Source organism: Terribacillus jepli (genome assembly GCF_047228925.1).
Taxonomy (GTDB): domain Bacteria; phylum Bacillota; class Bacilli; order Bacillales; family Amphibacillaceae; genus Terribacillus.
Map to the genome: position 1 here is coordinate 151,893 of NZ_JBFEGH010000008.1, position 11,168 is coordinate 163,060.

Below are 11,168 nucleotides of genomic sequence, written 5' to 3' on the forward strand. Positions count from 1 at the left end.
TCAAAATCGCAACTGTTTGTCCTGCTTGAGCAACGGAGGAAAAACATAAAAGCATGCTATTCGAGTGAACAGCATGCTTCTCAACTTATTTTTTAATAAAACCGAAAAGTACGGTCGGCATTGCGCTCAATGCCAAAATCAGCATCCAATCCCGCATGATCAAGTCTGTCGTATGGAAGATTGGCTGCAACGGGCCGACATAGATGACAGCGAGTAATAGAATGATGGACGAAAGAACGGCTCCGATAAGCCAGACATTCCCCAAAGGATTACGAGCAAATACCGATTTCTCACTGCGGCAGTCGAATACGTGGATCAGCTGTGCCATTACCAATGTAGTAAATGCTGCTGTCTGGGCATAAACCAGCCTTTCCGGATCTCCTTGGTACATCAGCATGAACGCAATGATCGTCACGGATCCGATCAAGATACCGCGGGTGACGATTTTTGTGCCAAGACCTCTGGCAAAGATTCCTTCATTGGGATGACGCGGTTTCTGTTTCATCACCTCATCCTCTGCCTTGTCCATACCGAGGGCAATGGCCGGCAGACCGTCTGTCACTAGATTCACCCATAATATTTGAATAGGCACAAGCGGCATCGGCAATGCCAGGATCATGGCAAACAGCATCACCAAGATTTCCCCTACATTGGAGGCGAGCAAATAGCGTACAAACTTTCTTATATTCGAATAGATGGTGCGCCCTTCCTTGATGGCTGCTTTGATCGTGGCAAAATTATCATCCATCAAGACAAGTGCACATGCTTCTTTGGCAACGTCTGTACCAGTCACACCCATGCTTATCCCGATATCACTAGCTTTGATAGCCGGGGCATCGTTGACACCATCACCGGTCATGGCAACGATATGACCGACCTTCTGCAGAGCTTGGACTATCCTGAGCTTATGCTCCGGTGTAACCCGCGCAAACACATACATTTTATCTACATCTGCCTGCAGTTCTTCGTCTGACATATGATCCAAATCTTTACCTTCCACTACCTTTCCTGCTGGCGGCAGGATATGCAGCATATTGGCAATTGCCGTGGCCGTCTTGACATGGTCGCCTGTTATCATGATCGTTTTGATGCCGGCTTTGCGACAGTCGATGATAGCATCCCTTGCTTCCTTGCGCGGCGGGTCGATTAATCCATTCAGCCCGATGAAGCTCATTTCTTTCTCCAGTTCTTCTTCTTTCGGTTCGTAACCTGCCGGGAACTGACGAATACAGACTGCAATCGTACGAAGCGCTTTGGCCGCCATTTGATCGACGGCTTCATATAATTTCCGCTTATCCTTATCAGCAAGCAGCTTTTTATCTGCTCCGAGATACGCAGCTTTTTCTATTAAAACATCTGGTGCACCTTTGGTGATGGCTATTTGTTTGCCATCTGGCGTCCTTACCAGCACTGTCATCCGTTTACGCTTCGAGTCAAAAGGAATCTCGTGCAAAATATCATAGTCAGAGAGCTTCTCTTCATCTATTCCTGCCTTTTTGGCTGCGACAACCAATGCGCCTTCTGTTGGATCGCCATCAATCATCCAACGCTTCTTTTTCCGGAATACCTTCGCATGACTTGAAAGCACACCATAGCGTAGGAATTGCTGCAGTGCTTCTTCCTTCGATTCTTTATCGTCGCGGTAAAATCCGCCGGATGGATCGTAGCCATCTCCTGTGACCGTGTAGGTGTTTCCATCCAGATAAATTTCTTTCACGGTCATTTGGTTTTCTGTGAGTGTTCCTGTTTTATCCGAACAGATAACCGTTGCGGAGCCGAGTGTTTCCACGGCTGACAAACGTCTGACAATCGCTTTTTGTTTAATCATGCGTTGTACGCCGAGCGACAGAGCCACGGTCACGATCGCCGGCAGGCCTTCCGGAATGACTGCCACAGCAAGCGATACACCGGCAATCAGCATCTCATATACAGGATTGCCTCGATACACACCTGCCAAAACGGTCAAAGCAGTAAGAAGCAAGGCGATGACGATCAAGACCTTCCCGAGCTTCTCCAGCCTTCTCTCGAGCGGCGTTTCTTTTCTTTTCGTATCCACAAGCAGCTCGGCGATTTGCCCGACTGCCGTATCGGAACCTGTGCCAATGACAATGCCGGTACCGCTCCCCCTCGTGACAAGTGAACTCATGAAGGCGATATTAAGCTGATCCTGTGGTCCCAGCTGATCTGATTCAAGTTTCTCTGTCACTTTGGCCACCGGCAGCGATTCTCCGGTAAGGGCCGATTCTTCTGTTTCCAAACTCGTGACAGAAACCAACCGCAAATCGGCAGGTACACGATCACCCGCTGACAATGACACAACATCGCCTACGACCAGTTCGGCCGACGAAATTTTTGACCATTGTCCATCCCGCAGCACCTTGGCCATCGGAGCATTCAATTCCTTCAGCTTGCTGAGTGATTTTTCGGCATTCCTTTCCTGGAAAAAGCCGATAAGTGCATTCAGCACGACGATCAGCAGGATGGCGATACTATCGATATACTCGCCCAGCAATCCCGAGATGACTGTTGCAACGAGGAGCACCAGAACCATGAAGTCCTTGAATTGGCCAAAGAACAGTGCAAGCTGGGAAACACCTTTTTCCTCTTTCCATTCATTCCTTCCGTCCCGCTTCAGTCGCTGCTGCACTTCTTTTGTGCTAAGTCCTTTGTGAGGATCGGAATTTGTTTGTTTAGCTGTTTCATCTGCTGAAATCTGATACCATCGCACATTGCATACCTCCACCCTTATTTCTAAAGTAAATGTATGCGTGCTTGTCCGATAAAATGCTATACTAGCAGAGAATGAGGTGAAACATATGGCATTTGACGGAATCGTAACCAGAGCAATGGCCAAGGAGCTCCATGACACATTGGCGACCGGCCGCTTATCAAAAATATACCAGCCGACTGATACAGAAATCGTGCTCACCTTCCGCAGTCAAGGGAAGAATCACGCACTTGTCTTATCGGCGCACCCAAGCTATGCACGTGTGCATATTACAAACGATACCTACCAAAATCCGCAAAACCCTCCGATGTTCTGTATGCTTCTGCGCAAGCATCTGGCAGGCGGATTCCTGGAAAAAGTGGAACAATTCGAAAACGAAAGGATCATTCAGCTCAGTTTCATCAGTAAAGATGAGCTCGGTGATACGACATCAAAACGCATCATCATGGAAGTGATGGGCAAACACAGCAACATCATGCTGGTCGATAATGAAACGGACATGATCATCGACAGCATCAAACATATCTCATCCAGTGTGAACCGGCACCGTACCATCCTGCCGGGACAAACATATAAACTGCCGCCGAGCCAGGAAAAGCTGAATCCTTTTAATCTGGATCCAGCCGAGTTTGCACGCAAGCTGGACTTCAACGCAGGAAAGATCAACAAACAAATTTTGAATCTACTGCAAGGCGTATCCCCTGTCTTGGCCAACGAAATGGCTGAGCAGGCTTATATGGGTGATAAAGAGAAATACGCTGAGGTTTTCACATATTTCATCGACAAGCTGAAGTGCGATGACTATCAGCCCACTTATTTTAAAGGAAAGAAAGAAGACTTCTACGTCATGGACCTTGCTTCTATCGAAGGTGTGCGGGAACAGTACAATTCGATGAGTGAACTAATAGATGCTTTTTACTCCGGAAAAGCCGAACGTGATCGTGTCAAACAGCAGGCTGGCGACTTGATTCGTTTCTTGAAAAATGAACGGGAAAAGAATATCCGGAAGCTGTCTATCCATGAAAACACACTGAAAAAAGCAGAGAAAGCTGACAACTACCAGCGACGCGGCGAGCTGCTGACTGCTCATATGCATCAAATAAAGCAAGGGGACACCGAAGCTGTCGTCATTAATTACTATGATCCAGAACAACAGCAGCTCACCATTACACTCAATCCGCATAAAACACCGAGCGAAAATGCCCAAAGCTACTTCAAACAGTACAATAAGCTGAAGAAATCGCGAACGATGGTTGAGTTGGAGCTGGAGAAAACCAATGCGGAAATCGACTACCTGGATCAGCTCATCCAGCAAGTCGAAGGCGCCCGCGAACAGGATGTAGAGGAAATCCGAGAAGAATTGCGGGAACAGGGCTATCTGAAGGCTAAAACGCAGCAAAAGAAGAACAAAAAAACGAATCTTCCCGAACCGGAAACATACACCGCAACCGACGGTACAACGATTCTCGTCGGACATAATAACAAGCAGAATGAATACTTGACGATGAAGCTTGCGAACAAACAGGATACTTGGCTTCATACGAAGGATATCCCAGGTTCCCACGTGGTGATCCGCTCTGCAGAACCGTCAGAGGAAACATTGGAGGAAGCAGCTAAACTGGCTGCGTGGTTCAGTAAATCCAGACTTTCTTCCTCTGTACCTGTCGACTATACAAAGATTCGTCACGTGAAGAAACCGAATGGCGCGAAGCCTGGTTTTGTGACATATGATCAGCAAAAGACGTTGTATGTCACACCAGATGAGCAGTTTGTAAAACGTTTGGCGAAAAAATAAGGAAGTGCGCTGCAGCAGCGCACTTCCTTATTTTATTTCAATAATTTGTAATAAAAATTACCAGCTAAAAGCGTACCAAATGCGTCCTGCGCAAAATCCGGCACTTCTCCAAACAGCACATACCCTTCAGACTGATAAAGCAAATTGGCTGGTCCATTTCTTTCTGTATCAAGCAGCAATAAGGTCTTACCTTCATCTTTAGCCACTTGTTCTACGTGCTGTAACAGCTTTCGGGCTACCCCTTTCTTTCGATGCTCCGGATGTGTCATCAACTTCGCTACTTCAGCACGATGCTGGCCGTTTTCTTTGTCACTGAACTGCAGCTGTACAGTCCCTGCAATTTGGCCATCAATAAGACCAACAAAGAGCCGAACATGTTCTGAGAGTAAAGAATCCCAATACGATAATGCTGTTTCCTTGCTCATTGGGTGCAAATAATTCATGGAAGCACCATCGGCGACTATTATTTGAAATAAACTAGCAAGTTCTTCTTTAAATGAGCCGATTTTTGTGAGTTCCTTGGTTTCCATAGCTACTCTCCATTCCAAACAGCTTTTTATATTGGTTAGCATAATTACTTGTCGCTATAATTGAGATTCTATCATATTGATGATAGTGTAAATGCGCTATAAGAATAATGAGGCAATAAAAAGTTGGATCAAAAAAGGCATATGCTTTTAGAAATAAATCTATAACTCCCTATAATATATCTTATGTAAACTAGATTATTTTTAAGGTGGAATAGACCAGATATTTTTCTGGTCTATTCCTCTACCAAACAAAAATTTATTATACATCAAAAGTGAATGTGTCTTTACAGACATTGCTATCACCTGGCAAAAAGTTCACAGTTAGTGTATCTTCTTCATCCATTAACTCTAGCTTTTTTGATACTCTATCATAATCTTTAATCTTCAGACTTTCATAAAAAATAATACGTTCTTTTATCTTTATTGTAGCACCGAATAGTTCTATTCTTCCTTCAGGGCCTGTATAAACTTCTGCTACAGAATAAACTTTCTTATTCGTACACTCATTTATCAGATTGCTTACTGTCTCTCTATTGATACCTTTCCATCGAACAGTTTTAATGGTTTTGTATATAGATTTCTTCCGCATGCTTTTTTCTAAGATTTCAATAGCTTCTTCCTCTGATTCGCTTACCTTATCAGGTAAATCAAAGCTCACATTGTAATATCTCTCGATCTCAAGTAGCCTATTCAACGCTGTAATTCGTTCTCTTAACTCTTCTAACGGTCCATGAAAATGTACGTCACATTTATAAAATATGCTATTAGTTTCTAAGTTTTTGAAAATAATCTCCTTTTGAGTTTTGAGACTCTCAAGAACCCTGAGAAATTGAAGTGTATCAGCTATATTCCCTTGATTTTCTTTTCTTAAGTCTACTTTTAGATTGCATTTTTGTATTGCGACAAGTTCTCCTTGTACTATTTGATTATCTAAATAAATCGTAATAGTTAGAGTGATTGGAATCGTTTTCTGTTTTCTGTTACTGAGTGTTAAAACGTTGGATTTACGATTGTAATGCTCAACAGTAATTTCAAGATAGTCTAGTATTGATTTTTCAATATCTTCATTGAGGAAATATAATTTAGTTTTAACTTTGGGCAAATTAGATATAACTTTTAATTCCCACTGTTCATCAATTTCTCTGTCGTTTATTACTTCTGTACCGTCAATGAAGGCGTTGAGTTCAGATACAGATATTTTAATACCGTACTCCTTATATGATGCATCATTGAACAAGTCATCCAGATTTGTAAATCCTCTCATTTGATCCCTTGAGATGTTGAAGTTACCCCGATAAGTTAATGGGTGTTTTAGTGCCGCTTCCCTACTAGTCGCTTCATGTCTAAGTTTTTCCCCATCATATCTATATCTGTAATGCGGATAAAAAGGATGAGCGTCATCAACTTCTTTGTACATTTCTTTAGCAATTTCGTAAACTTCCTTTTGATCCCCTTTCCTTTTTGCTGCCTCGAGTTGTTGTCTTTTTGTTGGTGATTGATAAATATTTACTGTTGTATTTTGAAAAGCAACATTTCCATTACCAGGTTGTTTGATAGTATTCTTATTCACGATTCTTGCCTTCAGTACCATGGTAATTGATAGTAGTACATGAGTGAGCAACATTATTACTTCCGGACTGATCAATAAAAGTTCCTGTGTTTTTATTAATCTTGTTTTTCTTTCTGGTTACAGCTGATTTTGTTATTAAAGCTGCGGTCACGGTAGCAACTGCCCCTATAATAGCTATGATGATAGGCTCACTCATATAATGTCACCTCTTAAGTTCATTATTTATTATCGTTAATTTTATCACGATTAATATTACCTTGGTAGGATTAATTACCAACCCCACCTATTATAACCAGCCATTCTTGAATGCAAGAATAATTGCTTGAGTACGATCATTTACATTCAATTTTCTCATCAATTTGCTTACATGGTTTTTTACTGTCTTTTCGCTAATATGCAGTTTCTTGCCAATATCTTTGTTAGATAGCCCTTCTGCTATAAGTTCGAGTGTCTCTTCCTCTCTTTTAGTCAAGTTAGGATGGGACTACAAACCACTATTAACATAGCGATGCTGCTCAGTCTTAAATACAAGCTTTCTATACTCATCTATAACAAATTTGGTGATACAAGGATGCAAATAACATCCTTCATTATGTAAGGAATATATAGCATTAATAAGGTCCTCTGAACCAGCTTTATCCTTAACGATAAATGCATCCGCTCCCCTCTTAATTGCTTCTGTAACTATACTCTCATCAATATACTCCGACAGAGATACTATCCGAAAGTGATGATTATATTTTTTGATAACTTCAATATCCTGAAGATCACGTGGGTGGTTATTAGCGAATAAGAGTATAGGAGAGCCCCTATAATCTAGTATCTCTTCTACGTCCCTTATACTCCCTCCCTCAGCTTTAATGACTATGTTCTTACAATTGGATAAGATTAATTTTATTCCCTCTCTATATAATGGCTGCGGATCAATTATACATATCTCTATTGTGTCCCTATTCACTAATGTTCCCCTCTCTAACGCTAGCTTAATATTACTAAATATTAACTCTTATTTGTAAGATTGTAGCAATGAAAAATCACCCAGTTATGGGTGATTTATGGATTATAATTGTTGCCACTGGTTATTGATTTCTGATTGCATCGCTTTAAGTTCCTCTACACTCTTACGTATTTTATCCTTATCCAGTTTCTCTTGATTGACCATTTCCATCGCATCCTGGAATAAATAATGCTGCATATTGATATATTCACTTACAAGCTGATCAACCGCGTAGAAACTTGGATCGACATCGAAAGACTCAACGGTTTTTACAAGTTCCCTAGATTCATCAATTACATTATCTGATAATATCTTCTTTAGCTGCGCTTCTGAAGTCGTTCCCTTATAAAGACCATCCAAAGCACTATTTAGAGAAGATAACAGCTTCTCTGAGCTTGTAAATACTTGTCCAAGGTGTTTTCCGTATTCAACCTCCGCTTGGCCGGCTGCCGCTTCTGCAGTTTGTTCCTCCTTCTCTTTAGAAGAACACGCTACGCATAGAACACTTGCCATCAGAATCATAACTATAACTTTCAGCTTTTTCATTATTTCTCTCCTAAAAGATAGAAAAAAGCCCGATTAATGCATTAATTAAAATGCAATAATCGGGCTTTTCCCTAACATATGTATTTACTAGGATTATACTATATCTTGATTTGGTATTGTATGCAATTAATATAAAAAAATAACTATCGAAGTAAATCAATAAAAGTTCCAAAGGATGTTGATGTTATGGAGGGATGAGAAATAAATGCAATCGTAATTCCTATGGTACTTAGAGAGCGCTTACTCTAGTTACCGAACTACCACGCCTTACTGCAAATGGTAAACTAAATCTGAGAATTTAATTAGATGGGTTTAGAAAGAATAAACAGCACTAAAAGTGCTGTTTAAGATAATCGCTTTTGAATTTAATATGTTATCTCTTTAACTTCCTTCAATTCAACAATCTCAAATTCATTATCTTTTTCACTATCTTCTAAATTCTTAACAAGATAGTATCCTTTATCGTATAAGTCTATGATTGAATACTCTATTGAGTCTATGGTAGTTGTAGGGAAATCTTCAGTGCTTCTTGCATAATAATCACCTAGGTATAGAGAAGTCAAAAAGACTAGTACTAATCCCCCTGAGAGGATAGTGGATATTTTTAACCAAATTAATTTTTTGTCCATCTTTATTAATAAAAGATATAAACCTGCCACTGATAAAAGTACTACTGTCCAAACTATATGACTTAATCGTATCTCTTCTGTATAAAATCCCCAAATAATTATCCCCAAGCAAGCCAGAACTATTAACAACATAACTAAATGCTTTATTAGATAATATATTAATTCATTAACTCCTATTTTTGATAGTTTTTTTCAATAGTTGCATCAAGTTTTAGCACATTGTCTGATAGAATTATCGATACTATTGTCGTTACCAACAAAAATAATATCATCAAAGCTAAAGCTATAAAGAACGACCCAAACGGTGCGATGTTATTCATATCAAATTTAACGTAATAACTAGGTATATTAAAATAAGAATAATAACCCAATTTAAATGCGTAGGAAAATAAGTAAAAAAATACTGTTATTACCGCTATAATTGATGTACTCTCTACAAACCGACTACTAAAAAGCGTTTTATACTTTTCTTTACTATTATCATTCATACTTACACCTCTCAACTTCATTTATATAATTAATATCGGTTTTTTATAATTACAATTTAATGAATTCTTATAAGTAAAATGTCTTTTTTAAGTTGGCGTTAGAGTTTAACTTTCTTTTTCTTTTATTTAATAAAGACTAAAATATGTCTTTCACAATATCTCTCTCTTTATAAAAAAGCAGCCACGAGTGGGCTGCCTTTTTATACTCTTTCAAGATTGTTATTTTCCTCACTGTATGTAGGAGTTTCAAAGTACGCCTTTCTAACTCTGAATTTCCTCATATTTGATTGGTCCAGCAGACTGTTTATTTGATTCTCATACTGATCAATTTCCCTTACAGTACTTGCGTTCCGAAGTTTGTCCATTAACTCTCTTAACTTCTGCTTATCGCTTCGATTAAGATCTTTATTCACCAATGTTCAACTCTCCCTTTATTTACTTAATCGATCGTTAATCCTGTCCATACTCTCTATCTTTGTCCGCTCGGTGTTCAATTCCTTTTGTAAAAGGACATTCTCTGCACTAAGTCCAGCTAAGATAGAAATGCCTACTATAGTTTTTACATCAAATGAGTCAGAAACCAGGTATGTTACAGCAAAGATAGCTGCCGCGGATCCAAACAGAAAATCAGCAATAAATCCGAGATATAATCCTTTCGGTCTCTGTTTTCTTTTTGGATAAATTAGGACTCTACCGTTTCTCAATAGATGAGATATAACACCGTTACACCTCCTATAATTCCTGCCATTAGTACTAATTTGATCATTTAAGCCCCCTCCTTTCTGCAAAACAAAAAAAGCGATCTAGGAGGATGCATAAGCAAAAAAGCTTAAACATCGATCCAAAGATCGCTTTGAGTTTGTTTTGTGATACAGCTAACCATGGAATGGTCGCAATGAAATGAAAAATAAAGAGTTTACTTCTTTATCTTACTAATAATGTAGAAAAATTAAAAGTTTTTTTCTTCTTGATAAGAATGTGACCGTTAGCTCGGATTTTTTATTGTAAATTAGGTGTATAAAGATAAAGGGGGTATAAATGTGTATTATAAAAAAGGATTAGATGGAGTAGTAGTATCAGTAGAACCTAGTGTAATCTTTTGGATTATCTCTCTAGTTGCTATGAGTATGCTTTGATTTAAGAGAGAATTGCTTGAAAAAAAGGACCAGGTGATTATCTCCTGGTCTTCAGGCTGTCGAGATAGTCTCGACAGCCTTTTTATTTTGGGTTCATTTCTTTTTCTAACTTTTTTATAATAGAATAAACGACTAAAAGGCGGTGCTGAGATGTTAAATTCTAGAGAGAACGACCAGACAGCTCTTGAAATCGTAACTATAGAAGAACTTGTGCCCGAGAACCATTTATTGCGTAAGATAGATACCTACATAGATTTCTCCTTTATTCGTGAAAAAGTTCGTCCTTACTATTCAGAAGACAATGGACGTCCTTCCTTAGACCCTCTTGTTCTTTTTAAAATGATCTTTATCGGATACCTTTTCGGTATCCGTTCCGAAAGACAGCTAGAAAAAGAAATCCAGACTAACATTGCTTATCGTTGGTTCTTAGGTCTGAAACTGACTGATCCCGTCCCTCATCACTCCACAATTAGCTGGAATCGTTGTAATCGATTCAATGGCACAGATATTTTTCAGGAAATCTTTGATGAAATTGTAGAACAGGCACTGAAACATCGCATGGTCGGAGGTCGTGTCTTATTTACTGACTCCACTCATTTAAAAGCCAATGCGAATAAACGAAAATTTATCAAGAAGGAAGTGCAGGAATCCACTCGTTCTTACCAGGAAGATTTAGACAATGCAATCCAGAAAGAACGCACAAAACAGGGAAAAAAGCGCTAAATCGCCGGGAGGAGGTGACAGGGAAA

General features: G+C 39.6%; 11 protein-coding genes and 1 pseudogene. 2 read left to right on the forward strand and 10 right to left on the reverse strand.

Annotated elements, in window-relative coordinates:
• Window positions 1-85 precede the first annotated feature (85 nt).
• On the reverse strand, window positions 86-2,728 hold the full coding sequence (locus AB1K91_RS11030) for a cation-translocating P-type ATPase (RefSeq protein WP_413089886.1): 2,643 nt from the start codon (window positions 2,726-2,728) through the stop codon (window positions 86-88).
• Between the two features lie 88 nt (window positions 2,729-2,816).
• Here AB1K91_RS11030 and AB1K91_RS11035 point away from each other — a divergent pair, with 88 nt between their 5' ends.
• Window positions 2,817-4,523 (forward strand): Rqc2 family fibronectin-binding protein, encoded by a 1,707-nt coding sequence (locus AB1K91_RS11035; RefSeq protein ID WP_413089887.1) that lies wholly within the window; start codon window positions 2,817-2,819, stop codon window positions 4,521-4,523.
• A gap of 32 nt (window positions 4,524-4,555) precedes the next feature.
• Here AB1K91_RS11035 and AB1K91_RS11040 read toward each other — a convergent pair whose 3' ends face one another.
• The 9 genes from AB1K91_RS11040 to AB1K91_RS11075 all read right to left on the reverse strand — a co-directional run bounded on the left by AB1K91_RS11040 (window position 4,556) and on the right by AB1K91_RS11075 (window position 10,071).
• On the reverse strand, window positions 4,556-5,053 hold the full coding sequence (locus AB1K91_RS11040) for a GNAT family N-acetyltransferase (RefSeq protein WP_413089888.1): 498 nt from the start codon (window positions 5,051-5,053) through the stop codon (window positions 4,556-4,558).
• Window positions 5,054-5,312: 259 nt separating this feature from the next.
• Window positions 5,313-6,623: a hypothetical protein gene (locus AB1K91_RS11045; protein WP_413089889.1), complete on the reverse strand. Its 1,311-nt coding sequence runs from the start codon at window positions 6,621-6,623 to the stop codon at window positions 5,313-5,315.
• On the reverse strand, window positions 6,616-6,819 hold the full coding sequence (locus tag AB1K91_RS11050; protein ID WP_413089890.1) for a hypothetical protein: 204 nt from the start codon (window positions 6,817-6,819) through the stop codon (window positions 6,616-6,618). The genes AB1K91_RS11045 and AB1K91_RS11050 overlap by 8 nt, the downstream gene beginning before the upstream one ends.
• Window positions 6,820-6,909: 90 nt before the next feature.
• Entirely contained in the window at window positions 6,910-7,095 is a 186-nt protein-coding gene (locus AB1K91_RS11055) for a response regulator transcription factor (RefSeq protein WP_413089891.1), read from the reverse strand.
• Window positions 7,096-7,107: 12 nt separating this feature from the next.
• Window positions 7,108-7,581, reverse strand: a complete 474-nt coding sequence (locus tag AB1K91_RS11060; RefSeq protein ID WP_413089892.1) for a response regulator — start codon at window positions 7,579-7,581, stop codon at window positions 7,108-7,110.
• 102 nt (window positions 7,582-7,683) lie between these two features.
• Window positions 7,684-8,166, reverse strand: a complete 483-nt coding sequence (locus AB1K91_RS11065; RefSeq protein WP_413089893.1) for a hypothetical protein — start codon at window positions 8,164-8,166, stop codon at window positions 7,684-7,686.
• Between the two features lie 365 nt (window positions 8,167-8,531).
• Window positions 8,532-8,927 carry a hypothetical protein gene (locus AB1K91_RS11070; protein ID WP_413089894.1) on the reverse strand — a complete coding sequence of 132 codons (396 nt, stop codon included), beginning with the start codon at window positions 8,925-8,927 and terminating at the stop codon, window positions 8,532-8,534.
• 41 nt (window positions 8,928-8,968) lie between these two features.
• Window positions 8,969-9,304 (reverse strand): hypothetical protein, encoded by a 336-nt coding sequence (locus tag AB1K91_RS20010; protein ID WP_489686333.1) that lies wholly within the window; start codon window positions 9,302-9,304, stop codon window positions 8,969-8,971.
• 410 nt (window positions 9,305-9,714) lie between these two features.
• Window positions 9,715-10,071 carry a DUF4257 domain-containing protein gene (locus AB1K91_RS11075; protein ID WP_413089895.1) on the reverse strand — a complete coding sequence of 119 codons (357 nt, stop codon included), beginning with the start codon at window positions 10,069-10,071 and terminating at the stop codon, window positions 9,715-9,717.
• A 498-nt stretch (window positions 10,072-10,569) separates the two neighbouring features.
• Between AB1K91_RS11075 and AB1K91_RS11080 the strand changes: the two are divergent.
• Window positions 10,570-11,136: pseudogene (locus AB1K91_RS11080) on the forward strand (transposase); the annotation flags it as partial.
• Between the last annotated feature and the right edge of the window lie 32 nt (window positions 11,137-11,168).

What these genes read in the sequence shown, in the direction of transcription:
- AB1K91_RS11035 (WP_413089887.1), top strand. Translation starts at nt 2,817, where the DNA reads ATGGCATTTGACGGAATCGTAACCAGAGCAATGGCCAAGGAGCTCCAT.
- AB1K91_RS20010 (WP_489686333.1), bottom strand. Translation starts at nt 9,304, where the DNA reads ATGAAGTTGAGAGGTGTAAGTATGAATGATAATAGTAAAGAAAAGTAT.
- AB1K91_RS11050 (WP_413089890.1), bottom strand. Translation starts at nt 6,819, where the DNA reads ATGAGTGAGCCTATCATCATAGCTATTATAGGGGCAGTTGCTACCGTG.
- AB1K91_RS11040 (WP_413089888.1), bottom strand. Translation starts at nt 5,053, where the DNA reads ATGGAAACCAAGGAACTCACAAAAATCGGCTCATTTAAAGAAGAACTT.
- AB1K91_RS11065 (WP_413089893.1), bottom strand. Translation starts at nt 8,166, where the DNA reads ATGAAAAAGCTGAAAGTTATAGTTATGATTCTGATGGCAAGTGTTCTA.
- AB1K91_RS11070 (WP_413089894.1), bottom strand. Translation starts at nt 8,927, where the DNA reads ATGTTGTTAATAGTTCTGGCTTGCTTGGGGATAATTATTTGGGGATTT.